Origin of the sequence: Paenibacillus terricola (assembly GCF_014779765.1) — a bacterium.
In the GTDB taxonomy this organism is placed as follows: domain Bacteria; phylum Bacillota; class Bacilli; order Paenibacillales; family Paenibacillaceae; genus Paenibacillus_T; species Paenibacillus_T terricola.
This window is the reverse complement of sequence record NZ_JACXZA010000004.1, coordinates 641,274-658,319: the sequence shown is the minus strand read 5'-3', so window position 1 is coordinate 658,319 and position 17,046 is coordinate 641,274. Positions and strand designations below refer to the sequence as shown.

At 53.1% G+C, this 17,046-nt stretch carries 9 protein-coding genes; all 9 read right to left on the bottom strand.

Annotated elements, in window-relative coordinates:
• Nucleotides 1–308: 308 nt before the first annotated feature.
• Nucleotides 309–533, bottom strand: coding sequence for a hypothetical protein (locus H8B09_RS19055; RefSeq protein ID WP_191205119.1), 225 nt, complete (start codon nucleotides 531–533; stop codon nucleotides 309–311).
• Between the two features lie 223 nt (nucleotides 534–756).
• Nucleotides 757–1,035 carry a spore coat protein GerQ gene (locus H8B09_RS19050; protein WP_191205118.1) on the bottom strand — a complete coding sequence of 93 codons (279 nt, stop codon included), beginning with the start codon at nucleotides 1,033–1,035 and terminating at the stop codon, nucleotides 757–759.
• Nucleotides 1,036–1,864: 829 nt separating this feature from the next.
• Nucleotides 1,865–4,753 carry an excinuclease ABC subunit UvrA gene (gene uvrA / locus H8B09_RS19045; protein WP_191205117.1) on the bottom strand — a complete coding sequence of 963 codons (2,889 nt, stop codon included), beginning with the start codon at nucleotides 4,751–4,753 and terminating at the stop codon, nucleotides 1,865–1,867.
• 40 nt (nucleotides 4,754–4,793) lie between these two features.
• On the bottom strand, nucleotides 4,794–6,797 hold the full coding sequence (gene uvrB / locus H8B09_RS19040) for an excinuclease ABC subunit UvrB (RefSeq protein ID WP_318152660.1): 2,004 nt from the start codon (nucleotides 6,795–6,797) through the stop codon (nucleotides 4,794–4,796).
• Between the two features lie 213 nt (nucleotides 6,798–7,010).
• Nucleotides 7,011–10,244, bottom strand: coding sequence for an MMPL family transporter (locus H8B09_RS19035; protein WP_191205116.1), 3,234 nt, complete (start codon nucleotides 10,242–10,244; stop codon nucleotides 7,011–7,013).
• Between the two features lie 20 nt (nucleotides 10,245–10,264).
• Nucleotides 10,265–10,735: a MarR family winged helix-turn-helix transcriptional regulator gene (locus tag H8B09_RS19030; RefSeq protein WP_191205115.1), complete on the bottom strand. Its 471-nt coding sequence runs from the start codon at nucleotides 10,733–10,735 to the stop codon at nucleotides 10,265–10,267.
• A 237-nt stretch (nucleotides 10,736–10,972) separates the two neighbouring features.
• Nucleotides 10,973–13,162, bottom strand: coding sequence for an alpha-galactosidase (locus H8B09_RS19025; RefSeq protein WP_191205114.1), 2,190 nt, complete (start codon nucleotides 13,160–13,162; stop codon nucleotides 10,973–10,975).
• Nucleotides 13,163–13,769: 607 nt separating this feature from the next.
• On the bottom strand, nucleotides 13,770–15,233 hold the full coding sequence (locus H8B09_RS19020) for a PDZ domain-containing protein (RefSeq protein WP_191205113.1): 1,464 nt from the start codon (nucleotides 15,231–15,233) through the stop codon (nucleotides 13,770–13,772).
• Between the two features lie 180 nt (nucleotides 15,234–15,413).
• Nucleotides 15,414–16,877, bottom strand: coding sequence for a S41 family peptidase (locus H8B09_RS19015; protein WP_191205112.1), 1,464 nt, complete (start codon nucleotides 16,875–16,877; stop codon nucleotides 15,414–15,416).
• Nucleotides 16,878–17,046 lie beyond the last annotated feature (169 nt).

Below are 17,046 nucleotides of genomic sequence, written 5' to 3'. Positions count from 1 at the left end.
AGTCGACCGCACACTTATTTCTCACATGTTCACCTGTCACCGCCCATTGATGCTACTGCGATTGGAGTCCACAAAGCCGAGAAGTAGATAAGCAGGACTGAGACACTGGTGTGCTTGGAAAGCGATATGAGGAACGTGGATTGACGGAGTGAAGTTGAATACATTCGTTCAGAAAATCGTGTACTTTTCTATGGCCAACTTTTGGATGTGCGTAATAATGTGTTTTAGAAATAACAAAAAGACCTCAAATTCACTTTGCAGTGAAATTCGAGGTCTTCATGTTGCTGCTTATGTAGACCGGGCTGGTCTTATTTCATCCAGCTCTCCGTAATCATGACGTAGTCAGAAAACAGAAAAACAGCCAGCGAAACGAATGCGAATCCGATTGCGAATACGTTTTTCTTTGGTCTAGCCATCAACAACCTTACGAACCCGATTGCAATCAGAATCGTGAAAGCAAGCATGAACCAGTCGAACGTATTAATGTTGCTCGTCGACGTCGCAGCTTTTGCCGCCTCTTCTGCAAGATACATGGGATGACCTCCTTTTCGTCACACGTCACCTATCATATTCCTATGTTAGCCGCTGTCGACTATCGATGCAAGTCCCGACCGTAATCCGTAACAACTTTGTCAATATTTTACCTCAACTCGATTTTAATTAACCAAAATTATGGTCTTATTAAGATGATTGTCGTTTGTTGACCTAAATATGTATGCCGGGACCTTTCTATGGACGAATGGCCCCTGCTCAACCCTAGAAAATCAAATCGATCGTAACGTAATCGAGATTGCGATATAACAACAGCTCCGTCCTTCCTGTCGCTTCGTCCTGAATGACAACATGATCCTTCCCAGCGGAAACAATCACACCTGTGAATGAGCGTGCATTCCATTGCGAGTTGTTCGGATATGTCATATAGAAGGTCGCCAGATTGCCACGTACCGTTCGAAGCCACCGCTGATAGCCCATCATTTGAGCATGATTACGGCAGCGTCGTTGTTGGCTTTTGACCCTTCTCTTCGTTTTTCCCATCCTCCACCTCTCCTGTTCATCCGAATGCTCCTATTCCAGCATATGAGCGTGGGATATCATCGGTATGGACAATCCGAACATGGCTTATGTACAGGAGGTACGTGCGGAGCTTATTCATTGGGCACTAGACCTTCAACTCGATCCGATTGTTCATGTTTCTTACAGCTTTACTTGTTGATTGTGAAGGTAGACTTTGATTTCATTGAGTTAACGGGTAGCGGGTAGTAAGTAAAGCGTGGTGACAATTTTTTGATACGAATAGGCGGGAAGAAATGAATAATAGAAGTATGAAGGATACACAAGAGAGAATTGAAACAGTCTTGTTATATGGGATTTTCATTTGTTACATCCTTTTTTTATTTAAGTTATTGCTCTTATCAAGAGTGGAATTGTTAAATAGTCATAGGGTTGTAAATAGGTCAATCAATCTCATTCCTTTTCATAGTATAAAGGAAAAGGATTCAGGGGCTATTAGGCATTGGAGCATCGGACATTGATGACGTCATTTTGAATGGTATAGGTGGATTAGTTGGTATATTAGGGTATAAGTTATTATTGTTTATATTACGAGGCAAGAAAAACGCACGTACTGCATTCACCATACTATCAGCCTTAAGTTCTATTTATTGCTTATACAAGATGATTCTGCATTGTTCTGGGTTGCCAGTTTTCAACCTGCACTAACGGGACACGATAGCTAGACCCCCATTTAATTTTAGTTCGAAGCAAATCAACAATTGAGAATAACAGAGCCAATAAAAAAGAGCGATCAGATAGCTGCCGTAGCAACTGTCTGATCGCTCTCTTTCGTACACCTTACTTATCTATCTTAGTCCGCTGCACCCGCAGCGACGGATTGCTCGGCTTCACGGCGCTTGACCGTCCGTTCGCGGTCGCGCTCCAGAACCGGCTTGAGATACTTGCCGGTATAGGAACCTTCCACCTTCACGAGTGCCTCAGGTGCGCCAGCCGCGACGATCGTGCCGCCGCCGTTGCCGCCCTCTGGACCAAGGTCGATCAAGTAGTCCGCCGTCTTGATGACATCGAGGTTGTGCTCAATTACAAGCACCGACTCCCCGCTGTCGACCAAACGATGAAGCACTTGGAGCAAACGATCAATATCGTCAACGTGCAGACCTGTCGTCGGCTCGTCGAGAATATAAATCGTCTTGCCTGTACTGCGGCGATATAGCTCAGCTGCCAACTTCACGCGCTGCGCTTCGCCGCCCGACAGCGTCGTCGCTGCTTGGCCGAGGCGCATATAACCAAGACCTACGTCGAACAACGTCTGCATCTTACGGTGAATGCGCGGAATGTTACGGAAGAACTCGACTGCGTCCTCAATCGTCAGCTCCAGAACCTCCGCAATGTTCAAGCCCTTGTACTTCACTTCCAGCGTCTCGCGGTTATAACGTTTGCCCTTACATATCTCGCATGGTACGTAGACGTCTGGCAGGAAGTGCATCTCAATCTTGATGATGCCATCGCCACGGCACGCCTCACAGCGGCCGCCCTTCACGTTGAAGCTGAATCGGCCCTTCTTGTAGCCGCGCACCTTCGCTTCGTTCGTATTGGCGAATACGTCACGAATATCATCGAATACGCCGGTATACGTCGCCGGATTCGAGCGCGGCGTACGTCCGATCGGCGATTGGTCGATATCGATTACTTTCTCGATATTCTCAAGGCCGCGGATCTCCTTATGTTCGCCAGGACGAACCTTCGCACGGTTCAAATCGCGTGCAAGCGTCTTATACAAAATCTCATTAACAAGCGTCGACTTGCCGGAACCAGATACGCCCGTTACAGCTGTGAATACGCCAAGCGGAACTTTCACATTCAGGTTGCGCAGGTTATTCTCCTTCGCTCCGCGAATTTCCAGCCACTTGTCGGTCGTCGGACGACGCTCCAGCGGTACCTCGATAAACTTGCGGCCGCTCAAGTAAGCGCCCGTAAGGGAGTTCTCATCCGCCATAACCTCAGCCGGAGTGCCTTGCGACATGACCTGACCACCGTGGATACCTGCACCTGGACCAATATCGATAATGTAGTCCGCTGCCATCATCGTATCTTCGTCATGCTCGACAACGATAAGCGTATTGCCAAGGTCGCGCATATGCTCCAGCGTCTGAATGAGTCGGTCGTTATCCCGTTGGTGTAGACCGATACTCGGCTCGTCCAAGATATACAGGACGCCCATCAGGCTTGATCCAATCTGCGTCGCCAGACGAATGCGCTGCGCTTCACCGCCGGACAACGTACCTGCTGCGCGGTTAAGCGACAGGTATTGCAGGCCAACGTTCACGAGGAAACCGAGTCGACCATTGATTTCTTTCAGAATCAAGTTCGCGATCGTCAGATCCTTCTCGCTTAGATGTACGCCTTCGAAGAAGCGCTGCGCTTCGCCAATCGAGAGCGATGTTACATAAGCGATATTCTTATGGTCAACCGTGACTGCCAAGCTTTCCTTGCGCAGGCGATTGCCCTTGCAGCTGCTGCATGGCTTCGCGGCCATGTAGCCTTCAATGATCTCGCGCATCGCTTCAGAAGCGGTATCGCGATAACGGCGCTCCAGGTTGTGAACGATGCCTTCGAATGCCACGAGCGCTTCCTTCCGATGGCCGAAATCATTCTCATATTTGAACTTCACGAGCTCGCCGCCCGTTCCGTATAACAACTTCTTCATCTGCTCCGATGTCAGCTCACTGACGGGAACGGAACGCGAAATGCCATAATGTGCGCACACCGCCGCAAGAAACTGCGGATAATAGTTCGACGTACTGCCAGCCCACGCCTCAAATGCGCCATCCTCGATTGACTTGGACGGATCCGTAATGAGCAGGTCCGGATCAACGATCATCTTCGCGCCGAGACCATCACAATCCGGGCACGCGCCAAACGGGCTGTTGAACGAGAACATACGCGGCGCAAGCTCGTCGATGCTGAAGCCGCATTCCGGGCAAGCCAGATTCGAGCTGAACATCAGCTCTTCCTTCTCCATCACATCGACAATCACTTTGCCTTCCGCCAACTTGAGCGCTGTCTCGAGCGAGTCCGCCAGACGCGTATGCACATCGGACTTCACGACGATTCGGTCGACAACAACCTCAATCGAGTGCTTCTTGTTCTTCTCGAGTACGATCTCTTCGCCGCCAAGCTCGCGAATCTCGCCGTCAATACGAACGCGGACGAAGCCCTGCTTCTGCACATCCTGCAGCAGCTTCGTGTGCTCGCCCTTGCGTCCCGATACGATCGGCGCAAGAATCTGCAGACGTGTCCGTTCTGGATATTCCATAATGCGATCAACCATCTGCTCAACCGTCTGTGACGTAATCTCAATGCCATGCTCCGGACAGTGAGGCTTGCCGACCCGTGCGAACAAGAGCCGCAAATAGTCGTAAATCTCTGTTACCGTGCCAACCGTCGAGCGCGGGTTGCGGCTCGTCGTCTTCTGATCGATCGAGATCGCTGGCGACAATCCGTCGATGGAATCGACGTCCGGTTTCTCCATCTGTCCGAGAAACTGCCGTGCGTAAGCAGACAGCGACTCGACGTACCGCCGCTGTCCTTCCGCGTAGATCGTATCGAACGCGAGCGATGATTTGCCCGAGCCGCTAAGGCCCGTAAGCACGACGAATTTGTCGCGCGGAATCGTCACGTCGATATTTTTCAAATTGTGGGCTCTCGCCCCCTTAATTACTATGCGATCGCTTGCCACTGCTGTTCCACCCTTCTATTCCCCTCTAGATAACCGTCCATCAATCGCCTTCCGCACGCAGCTCCAGCAGCGCATCGCGCAGCTCAGCCGCACGCTCGAACTGGAGATTCTTCGCCGCATCTTTCATCTCGGCTTCTAGGCGCTGAATAACCGATTGGCGTTCCTTCTTCGACAGCTTGCCGCCGGCGCCTGTGCCAGCGAGGTAATCCGACTTCTGCTCCGCGACCTTCGTCGCTTCAATAACATCGTGGATCTTCTTGCGTATCGTCTGCGGCGTAATGCCGTGTTCCTCGTTGTAAGCAACTTGTATCGTACGACGGCGCTCCGTCTCCTTGATGGCTTTATCCATGGAGTCGGTTATCTTATCCGCATACATAATGACGCGGCCGTCCGCATTACGTGCTGCCCGGCCGATCGTCTGAATGAGCGAACGCTCTGATCGCAGGAAGCCTTCCTTATCCGCGTCAAGGATCGAAACCAACGTAACTTCCGGAAGGTCCAATCCTTCCCGCAACAGGTTGATGCCGACAAGTACATGGAATGCCCCTAAGCGCAAATCACGCAAAATCTGCATCCGTTCCAACGTCTTAATATCCGAGTGCATATAACGTACTTTAATGCCGACTTCCTTGAAATAATCGGTCAGATCTTCCGCCATCTTCTTCGTCAGCGTCGTGACGAGCACACGTTCATCCTTCGCGATCCGATCCCGAATCTCGCCGAGCAGATCGTCAATCTGTCCCTTCGTCGGACGCACTTCGATAACGGGGTCAATAAGGCCTGTCGGACGGATAATCTGCTGCACCATCACCGGACAATGCTCAAGCTCATAAGGGCCAGGCGTTGCCGAGACATAAATCATCTGACCAGCCTTCTCCTCGAATTCCTCGAACCGAAGCGGTCGATTGTCCAACGCCGATGGCAGTCGGAAGCCGTGATCAACGAGCACTTCCTTGCGCGCGCGGTCACCGTTGTACATGGCGCGAATCTGTGGAAGCGTCACATGAGACTCATCAATAACGATTAACATATCATCGGGAAAATAATCCATCAGCGTATACGGCGTTGCGCCGCGTTCGCGGAAGGTGAGCGGTCCCGAGTAGTTCTCGATGCCGGAACAGAAGCCCATCTCCTGCATCATCTCGATGTCGTAGCGAGTCCGCTGCTCCAGCCGCTGCGCTTCAAGCAGCTTGTTCTGCGAACGCAGCTCCTCCAGCCGTTCCTCAAGCTCCCTCTCGATGTTGACAAGCGCCCGCTTCATTGTCTCTTCTTGCGTTACGAAGTGAGAGGCTGGGAAGATCGCGATATGATCGCGTGTTCCTACGATCTCACCCGTCAGTACGTCGATCTCCGTAATCCGCTCGATCTCGTCGCCGAACAACTCAACCCGAATGGCCCTCTCATTATTGGCCACTGGGAAAATCTCAACGACATCGCCGCGGACGCGGAACGTGCCGCGGATGAAGTTAATGTCGTTGCGTTGATACTGGATATCGACCAGCTTATGAAGTATGGCATCACGCGACTTCTCCATGCCGACGCGCAGCGACAGCACTAGGCTGCCGTACTCGGAAGGCGAACCGAGGCCGTAGATGCAGGACACGCTGGCTACGATAATAACGTCGCGCCGTTCGAACAGCGAGCTTGTCGCAGAGTGGCGCAGCTTGTCGATCTCATCGTTAATGCTCGAATCCTTCTCGATATACGTATCCGTCGACGGAATGTACGCTTCCGGTTGGAAGTAATCGTAGTAGCTGACGAAATACGATACGGCATTCTCCGGGAAAAACTCTTGAAACTCGCTGCACAGCTGTGCAGCCAGCGTCTTGTTGTGCGCAATGACGAGCGTCGGCCGATTCAGCTTCGCTATCGCGTTGGCAATCGTAAATGTCTTACCTGTACCGGTCGCACCAAGCAATGTCTGATATCGCTCGCCGTCCGCTACGCCCTCCACCAGTTGACGAATGGCCTCCGGCTGATCGCCCTGTGGTGTATAGCCCGACATCAGCTTGAAGGGTTTATTCAATCGTTCTGCAAACTCCATGCGTATCGGTCACCTCCCTGCTATTTCACTTTGCTATGTTGTATGGAATCGCACGATGTGCGAATGGACTCGAATGTGTGTTCCCATTCATTATATCGTTTTCCATATGCGGTTGCAATTTGAATATGCGCATGGAAGCGATTCCTATGCAGAAGAAAAAGCGCGCGCCTCACATCGGCACGCGCTCTAACCTATATGAATCTGTTCCTGCTTCTATACCGTTGAATCTTGTGCCCGGCCGGTGCCATGTCCGCCCTGACGAGCGCCATGGCGACCATCAACCGGCGTTCCTGGGCGATCCGACTTGCCTGCATCCGCACCCGAACGGCGCATGAACGGCCAGTAGTTCGCCTCGCCGAACATCCGGACCATGATCGGAATGAACAGCGGCAGCATAATGAGTGCGTACATGAACAGGCCGCACAATACGATTGTGGCAATCTGCAGCAGCGACATGACGCCCGAAGGCAGCATAGCCGCGAATGTACCGCCCAGAATGACGGCAGCCGACATGATGACCGTACCCATCCGTTTCATCGCTTCAAGAATCGCCTCATTCGGCGACAGATGACGATACTCTTTGAAGCGATCCATCAAGAAGATGCTGTAGTCGATGCCAAGCGCCACGAGCATTACGAAGCCGAAGAACGGCACCGCCCAGCTAACGCCTGTATGACCAAGCCAGCGAACGAATATGATCTCTGTCACAGCCATTGCTGTATAGAACGTAACCATAAGCGATGCGATCAAATAGAGCGGCATGACGATGGAGCGGAACAGAATAATGAGTACAATGCCGATCCCGATGAGCATGAACATCATCGTTTTGGAATAATCCTCGTCGGAGATGCCGTTCAAATCGTGGTTGTTGCTCGTTACCCCGCCCACTTCATAATGAGCAGACTCGAACGGCGTTCCTTGCAGACCACGAGCGACAGCCGATTTAAGCTCCTCAATCTGATTCATCGTCTCCAACTCATACGGATTGCCGTTAAAAATAACATCGAACTTCACCGTACGGCGATCTGGCGACATGTAGACATCGACTGCCTGCTCGAACTGCTTATCCTGCGCCGCCTGCTCCGGAATGAACCAGCCCGTCAGCCCTTTGTTCGGAGAAGATGACAGCTCATTCAAGTAGCCCTTAGCCGAACCAAGTCCGTCGGTTACTTGCTTCAATCCGCTAACGCTCTGATCAAGTCCGTCGGTCAGCTGCGTCAGCTGGCCATTCAGATCGGAGAAGCCGCTTTGCAGCTGCTTCTGGCCGTCTGCCAGTTGGTCGAGACCTGTCTGCATCTCAGGCAGCTTAGAAATAACAGTGCCCTGCCCGTGTGCTGCTTGATCCAGCCCAGTCTGCAGCTTCGCAATCCCTGCGATCAGGGACTGCAGCCCTTGCGCCAGCGCTTGCTGACCGTCCGCGGCCTGCTTCAGTCCGGCATTTGCCGAAACCAGACCTTGCGATACACCAGCCAACTGACCATTCAACTGCTTCGTCTGGCTGCTTAACTGATCCGCGTCGGTCTGCAGCTTGCGAACGGCGCTGAGCGCTTTTTGATACGCCGCATCGTCCGCAAGTTCTGGATATTGACCTGTAAGACCGCTAAGCTCGGTATCCACATCTGTCAATCCAGACGCCAATTTCGCCTGCTCGGAAGCGATATTGCTGTACCCCGTATGCAGCTGCTTCACGCCATCGCCAAGCTTGCTGTAGCTGCTCTCAAGCTGCTTCGCTGCATCAGCCAATTTCTCAGCATTCAGACGTACTTGTTCAAGGCCTGCCTTGATTTCCTTGGCTCCGGCCGACCCGTCCTTCATTCCTTGTTGAATGCGCGTAAGCCCTGCGGACAGTTCGCTTACGCCCGACTTAAGCGCCAACGTCCCATCCGTCAATTTGCCAGCGCCGTCTGCAGCTTCTTTCAATTTCGGTGCATTATCACTGAGCGCCTTGCTCGCATCCGTCAGCCCATCGCCAATCGTCGTTAGGCCGTCTCCGCTTTTACCTAGGCCGTCCTGCAGTGTCCCGACCTGGTCGGAGACAAGGAAACCTTCCGGCGCTTCGCCTGTCGGCCGCGTTGCGCTCCGAACGGTCTTGACTCCCGTCACCTGTGCAAGCTCACGGCTAACCTGCTCGACAACCGCTAAGCCATTCGTATCGCCCATCGGCGCATCCGACTTCATGACAACGGTTGTCGGCAGCGTTTCACCTGGACCGAAGCCATCTGCTACGAGATTAAACGCTTTGACCGAGTCGTATTTCTCACCGATCTCGTCAAGCGAGTTGAACGAGATCGAGCCTTTGTACGCCGTAAGCGCAGGTACGATCAATACAAGAAGAATAACAAGCGCCCATAAAGGACGTTTCAATGAGAACGAGCCCACCGCACCCCATAGCTTGCTCTCCTTATGCTCCAAAGAACCTCGGGCCGGCCAGAACAAAGCATTCCCGAATACCGAGAGGAAGAACGGTACAAGCGTGAACAAAGCAATCAGCATAACCGCTACACCAACTGCCACCGCGACAGCCGAACGGTACAACACGAACGTAGAGAAACCGATCGATGCGAAGCCGACGAATACCGCAATACCCGAGAAGAATACCGTGCGGCCTGCAGTCCGGTACGTCTCAATGATCGCCTCATTGCGATCGCCAAGGCGGATCAACTCTTCTTTATACCGGCTGATCAACAGAATGCAGTAGTCCGTCCCTATGCCGAACAATACCGCAACCATGAAGATCTGCGTGAAGTTCGACAGCGGAAAATCCATATATTTGACTAAGAACGCAACGACCGACTGCGACGTCAAATAACTGAATCCGACTGCGAGCAGCGGCACAAGCGGCGCGATCGCCGAGCGGAACACGAGGAACAGAATAATAAGAATGAAGCCCACTGTAATAAGCTCGGTTTTCTTCAATCCTTCCTGCGAGCTCTGCACGACGTCCTCACCAATGACCCAGCCGCCAGTCAAATAGTGGTCAACCTTGACATCCGAGAGCGCTTCGTTAAGCGAATCGCTCATTTCCTTCGGAAGCCGGCCTTCCTCCTTCACTTTCACAAGCGCGATAACCGTAGCTTTATCTTTCGAGACGAGCTGACTTTCTAACTCCTTTGTCTGAAAATGGGTCGTAACCTCCGTTACCCCATACTTCTCTCCGTTATCGGTCATCTTCTGAAGTGCTAGCTGGGCCTGCGACAAATCTTCATCCGTCAAACCGCCCTCGCGGTGGAACACAACGAGCGTCGAGACTGTCTTCCCTTCGCCATCCTGCCCTTCCATACTGCTGAGCAGCTTGGAAGCCTCTGAGGAAGAGTAACCGTCGGGCACATTGATCTGGCCTTTATCCCGTACAAGCTCTTCCATGTTCGGCGCAGTCAACATAAGTCCAGCTGCAACGGCGATCCACAGCGCAAGCACCAACCATTTGAACCGTAATACTGTTCTCATTCCCTATCCTCGCTTTCTCTTTATCTGTTTTCCTCTGATTCCGACTCCGCCCGCGCTTGCACCAAAGCGGCAGCAAGCTTCTCGTAAAGCTCAATGAAACCAAACGCCTCTTGGTCGGTAAAATGGGACAGATACTCGCACAACATCTCCTCCAGCTTGCTATCGAACTGGCGCGTCAGCCGCTCGCCTTCCGGCGTTGCCTTCAGGTAAGTGACGCGTCGGTCCTTCTCGTCAGGAACTCGTTCGATCAGGCTCTTATCGGACAGCCGGGTGATGATGGCTGTGATCGAGCTTTTGCCCACACAAAAAATTTCCGCAAGCTCCGACGAAGTGGTGCATCCGTTATCTCTCAAATAACGCAGAGCCGCACTCTGATCCAATGTGAGCTCATCTGGCAGCAGATCGCGCGTGATCGCGCTCAGTCTGCGGTTCACCGTGAATGAACTTGCAAGATATCGATCGATAAGCTTGGATAGTTGTTCTTTGTCCATCTTTTCACTCTCCTTTCGTTATGCTAGGCCCTTCAACAGTTTGTTCGATTGTCGAATGGTTTTATTATCGAATAGTTTCACTATTGAACTATATCGCATTAAACAAGTTGATGTCAATAATATACAATGTGACAAATTCGGGGACAAAATGCGGAAGCAGCAAAAACCGCCCATGCATCGCCAGCGAGCGATACAAGAGCGGTTGATTGTGGTTCTGAGTGCATACTTGAACGTTCTTTACTCTGCTACAAAGCGAAGCAATGCGCTGCCAAAATCGTGGTGGAAACGCGGCGTCGCAATGCCTGCGTACATGAGCTCGTCGCCGCCATAGACGCGGTCTGTGCCAAGCAGTCTGTAATTGAGTGCAGGATCGAGCCCTCTCAGTTTCATGCGGCCAAGCGGCGAATGCGGCTCATTCAGCACTTGCACGTACACGGCCATTACTTCGCGCTTATCCTTCGAGACGAACATCCACGAGGTTTCGTTCCCCTCGAACGGGCTGAGCAGACGATGGAAATCACCTTGCTGCACTAGCGTGCGAAGCTCTTTATACAAAGCGATCTGATCCGTAACGACAGCCTTCTCCTCGTCTGTGAACTTCGTCAAATCGAGCTCGTAGCCAAAGTTGCCGGACATCGCGACATTGCCGCGCGTCTCCAGCGACGTGATACGGCCAACCTGGTGGTTCGGCACCTCGGAGATATGTGCGCCCATCGCGCTGACTGGATAGACGATGCTTGTCCCGTATTGAATGCGCAGACGGGAGATGGCATCGGTATTGTCGCTTGTCCATGTCTGCGGCATGTAATAGAGCATGCCCGGATCGAAGCGGCCGCCGCCGCCGGAGCAGCTCTCGAACAACACATGCGGGAACTTCGACGTAATCTGCTCCAGCACATTGTACAGGCCAAGCATGTAACGGTGAGCTGTCTCGCGTTGGCGTTCAGCTGGCAGGAGAGCAGATCCAATCTCCGACATATTGCGGTTCATGTCCCACTTCACATATTCAATCGGCGCGCTGCTGAGCACACCTGAAATCGTATCGATCAAATACTGCTGTACGTCCGGACGGCTCATATCAAGAATGAGCTGCGAACGCCCCGTCGTCCGATGACGGCCTGGCATATGCAGGCACCAGTCTGGATGAGCCCGGTACAGATCGCTGTCCGGCGAGATCATCTCAGGCTCGAACCACAAGCCGAACTGCATGCCCAGCTTATTAATGCGTTCCGCAATATCCTCCAAGCCGCCTGGCAGCTTGCGCTTGTCCACGAACCAGTCGCCCAGCGACGAGTTGTCGCTGTCACGTTTGCCGAACCAACCGTCATCGAGCACGAACAGCTCCATGCCAAGCTCGCCGCCAACCTTCGCGATCGCTTCAAGCTTGTCCGCATTGAAGTTGAAGTAGGTCCCTTCCCAGTTGTTCACGAGAACAGGGCGAACTTCGTCGCGGTAATTCCCGCGGCACAGACGCGTGCGGTACAGTTCATGATAAATGCGGGACATGCCGCCTAGACCTTCCGGCGAATAAGCCATTACTACTTCAGGCGCCTGGAATGTCTCGCCCGCTTCAAGCCGCCAGCCGAAGTCAAACGGATTGATGCCCATAAACAGACGCGATGTACGGAACTGATCGACTTCGACGCCTGCAAGAAAGTTGCCGCTGTAGACGAAGCTTACGCCGTACACATCGCCATGGTCTTCCGTCGCACCGTGTTCGAGCAGCGCGATGAACGGATTCTGGTTGTGGCTGCTTGAGCCCCGACGGCTCTCAATGGACTGCATACCTGGGCGGAGCGGACGGCGGAATACATCACGTTCGCGCGACCAGGAGCCAGACAGTTGAAGCATGTCAAAACCGTCGTGCTGGAAGTCCACGCTCATTGATAGCGCGCGACGCAGTTGTACCGTCTCTCCGCCTTCATTGGCGAACGAGACCGAGCGAGTAATCGCATCAAGCGACTCGTAGACAGAGTAAGCCAACGTCACGACAAGCCCAGTCAAGCTGTCGCGCAGCTTCAGGTGAAGCGTCACTGCTTCATCATCGGATCCCGTATAGGTAGCCGGCAGACCCGGAAGCGCCGGCTTGCCTTGGACAATCTCATGCGATTCGTAACGCAGATCGGATACGGTCGTGCCATTCGCATATTGCGCTTCGAACGCTGGCGTACGGAAGTCAGAGCTGCCATAGCTCGGATATTCATGCGGCATCGTATCGAACGAAATTTCATTGCGGCCCGGTACCGGGTTTGGACTGAACGATGCGCGTTCTTGGCGTTCGACCAGCGTGTGCAACTGGCTGCCGCGTACGCGGCGTCCCCAATAGACATGCGATGGATAGCGGCCCTCAATCAGCTCAAAGGCATAGCTTGTCTTATTCGTCTGCAGATGAAACAACTGCTTGGATGCATCAAATTGAATCCCCATATTATAATTCTCCCTCTGGATTAATAAAGGGGCTTCGCCCCTTTAACCCCGTTATTTGAATTCTAAAAATCTAAGTTTCCTAAACATTTAAAATCAAATTTTCTACCCGCCTAAATCCAAGAGTTCTACCCACCCAAATCCTCCCTGCTAGGGAGGACCCCCGGGGTTTCCAACCCCTGGACCCCGGAAGGGGATGTCGGCGCGAGTGTGTTACGGGTAAGATACTACGTGCTTAGAGTCGCGTGCCCTTGCGGTCACAACTTTTGTTCGTCCTGTATCTAGATCCTCCCTAAGGGAGGATCCCACGGAAATACCACTCCCTTGAACATAAAAGGGGATCTCGGTGGGACTGCGATGCGCTTTGACTACAACTTGCTTGGAATCGCGTGCCCCTGTGGGGCACAACTTTTGTTCGTATGACACTACCCCGTTGGGTCGTGTTCCTCGCGGATGAATGCTATTGTCCGAGATTACTATTACCTAAAAACTTCATTTGTACAAAAAAAAGAATGCTCATAATGTGTTCATTATGGCATTCTCGCGTTTATTTTAGTATGGACGTTTCTCGGGTTTATATGGAGAAATGTAGCGTGATGCACTGTACATGTTATCGCTTGGAGCGGCGCAGCGGTGTTGGCGGGTCCACTTCGACCGTTGTCGTGGACACTACATCTGAAGAGGAAGGCTCGTTGGGGCTGCCCTCCGGCAGGTTATCTACAACGACTTCTGATGCAGCTGGCAGCGCGAGACCTGCAGCTTGTTCGCGTGCCGCGAGGCCGCTGCTAGCATAGCTCAGCTCTCTCCGCTTCGCAGCGCGGCTCCGCCAGAACATGCCGATCAGCGAGCCAGGCGACGGCTCTACGTAGTAATCCGCGCTGTCGTCCGGCGCAATGATAACGCCAAGCTGATGATGCTCGCCCGCATAACGCGATCGCTGCACGAAACGCTGCTCGCCTTCACGGTTCAACACCTCTAACTTACAGAAAGCCGAGTTGCGATGCAGCGCATCATACAGCTCTTCTTTGGTCCGAACGCGGACCCCGTTCACCTTGTGCAAAATCTCTCCGCTCTGCAGCCCCATCTGCGCTGCTGGCGTCCCTGGCACTACACCAAGAACCATCAAGCCGCGTTGGTCATGAACTAACAGCGGCGTCCCTTCCGACTCCTGCTTCGCGCTCGTCCAGATGAGCAGCTCATGGAGCAGCAGCGCAGCAATAGCCGCGACCGGCAGCAGCGAAGGCAGCCACGCTGCCGCTAATGCGGCAACTGCTACCGCAAGGCTGTACCAGAGCAGCGACTTCGCTGCGAGGCGCGCCTTGGTCTCCGGCAGTTGCGAGCGCGTCCACTCGGTGAAGCCGATGACCATCGGCAGCGCGGTGAACGACCAGCCGCTAGGCGATGCATGCTCGCCGCTCAGCAGCGGCAGCAGCGGTGTCCAGTCAAGCGAAGCGCCGTCTGCGCCGGCCGGCACGAGCAACAATAGCGGCACTGCCCAGTAGCCCTGCAGCTGGTAGGCGCCGATCAGCTTGCCGCGCTTGCCTTCCATGAACATCGGCGTCGCAAACTTCGTGCCCTGCCGCCGAACGAGCAGCGCCTCCGCTCCATGCAGCAGCGCGACCAGCAGCAGAACAGCGGGCATATCGATCGCAGCCAACGAGGCCGCCCGATCACTAATCCAGCCTGAACCATCCTCCAAATGAACGAAGCTATTCGCCCACTGCAGTAGGCCAAGCACACCTGCCGCATAAGCGAAGCACAAGTAACGCAGCCGCAGCAGTGCGAGCACCCCCGCTGTTGCCCACAACCAGATCGCAGCTTCGGCAGTCAACGACGCGCCAATCAACACGGATATGCCGGACAATGCGACCCCCACTGCAAGTCCCGCTACAATAGTGCGAACAAGCAAGATCGGCCAGACATGCAGCCGTACACTAAACAATCGACGTTCTACCCAAGTACCGCGCATATATAAAAAACCAATGACAATAATGGCTAGATAATAATAAGGCTGTGCTAACGCATGCAGCACTCCATCTCCAATCAACCGCAGCCATTGCAACGCTGCATCCACACGATCATCCCCCTAGTCGCCAAATGATGTGAAAAAGACCAAAAGCCGATCTTTCTTATTTTCGACATCTGCGACGATATTCCTTCCTTCCAATATGGGAACGGCATTCCACGCCTAATGCCGACATCAAAAAAGACCTCAACTCCACAGCTAAGTGGTAGTTGAGGCCCTTATAAGCGATTAGCTGGCCTTCTTCAGCTTCTCGCGAACTGCGCTAAGCGCAGAATTCAACTGAACATCGTTGGACGAATTGCGAATCCACGCCACGACGCCTTTCTCCAGTACATCCGCTGTCGCATTATCGACAACGCCCGTCACCGGAAGACCGGATGACTGCTGGAACTGCCGTACGGCAGCGTCCGTCGATTCACTGAAATACCCGTCGCTGCGGTCCGTCTTATAGCCAAGCGCATTCAGCATCTGCTGCAAGCTGCGCACGTCATCACCGATTTGATCCTTCTTCAGCTTCTCTGTACGGGACAGCTTCGCCGATTTGTACACCTCAGGCGCAGCAACGGCAACATCGGGCTCAATACCCTTCTCGTGTACCCATGTACCATTTGGCGTCAGCCATTTGGCGATCGTAATCTTGACCAAGCTGCCGTCGCCGAGCGACTTGTCATAGTTCACTTGCACCGTGCCTTTGCCAAATGTTTTCGAGCCGACGAGCACCGCTCCTGCCGATTGCTGCAGCGCTCCCGCCAATATTTCGGACGCGCTCGCACTGCCTTCATTAATTAGAACGGCTAGCGGGTAATTGCGTCCAGTACCTTTCGAATCCGTCGTTTCCTTATCGCCTTCGCGATCCTCTACCTGCACAATCGCCTTGCCCTTCGCAATGAAAGGTTCAGCAATCGATATAACGACCGGCAGCACGCCGCCTGGGTCATTGCGCACGTCGATAACGAGACCCTTCATGCCCTGGTCCTCAAGCTTCTTCAGCTCTTCTGCGAAGCGCTCCGCCGTATTCTTGGAGAATTGGCGAATCTCGATGATGCCGACCTTGTCTTCCTTCATAGAAGCGTAAACCGTCTCCACATCAATATCGTCGCGCACGAGCTCCAGCCGAATCGGCTTGTTGACGCCAGTACGCTGAATCTCGATCTTCGCTTTCGTTCCTCTCGGCCCGCGAATCTTCGCCACAGCATCATTCAGCTGCAAGCCTTCGAGCTTCACCCCATTAACAGAGAGGAGCACGTCCTTGGGCAGTACACCCGCACGCGCAGCCGGAGAATCCTTGATCGCCGCAATGACAACAACCTTGCCATTCTCAAGCGTGACCTCCGCGCCAATTCCCGTGAAAGAGCCGCCTATCGATTCAGAAAAATGTTTCGCTGTATCCTTCTCCATATAGACCGAGTAAGGATCACCAAGCGACTCCATCATTCCTGCAATCGCGCCATTAATGACATCCTCGCGTTCGACGTCTTTGTAATATTTGTCCTCGATCAAATCCATGACCGCTCCAAGCTTAGCTGATTCCTTCTCGCTTAGGCCTTCGCCGTCAGAAGCCGTTTCACTGGCAGCAGGAATGCCACTCAGCTTCTTCATGACCCATTTGTCAGTTGCCATAAGCGTTCCTAAAACCGAAATCATCATTGTTAAAACGACGAATACGGCTAGCGTACGCATTCTGAAACGCATATCTCCACCACCTTGTTTGTCCATCTCCAGCCCTCTCGACCGCTGCTTATAGCCAACAGCCGCACTCAGCACAACTAGTAGTATATGACAAGCTTTTCCGTTTTATTTACAGCTGAACATGTGGAAACGGAGCCACTTAGCGTGACTCCGTCTCATATGTCGCTTTTGC

Coding starts and splice junctions, on each gene's coding strand:
- H8B09_RS19035 (WP_191205116.1), bottom strand. CDS start 10,244: ATGAGAACAGTATTACGGTTCAAATGGTTGGTGCTTGCGCTGTGGATC.
- uvrB (WP_318152660.1), bottom strand. CDS start 6,797: ATGGAGTTTGCAGAACGATTGAATAAACCCTTCAAGCTGATGTCGGGC.
- H8B09_RS19015 (WP_191205112.1), bottom strand. CDS start 16,877: ATGCGTTTCAGAATGCGTACGCTAGCCGTATTCGTCGTTTTAACAATG.
- H8B09_RS19055 (WP_191205119.1), bottom strand. CDS start 533: ATGTATCTTGCAGAAGAGGCGGCAAAAGCTGCGACGTCGACGAGCAAC.
- H8B09_RS19025 (WP_191205114.1), bottom strand. CDS start 13,162: ATGGGGATTCAATTTGATGCATCCAAGCAGTTGTTTCATCTGCAGACG.
- H8B09_RS19050 (WP_191205118.1), bottom strand. CDS start 1,035: ATGGGAAAAACGAAGAGAAGGGTCAAAAGCCAACAACGACGCTGCCGT.
- H8B09_RS19030 (WP_191205115.1), bottom strand. CDS start 10,735: ATGGACAAAGAACAACTATCCAAGCTTATCGATCGATATCTTGCAAGT.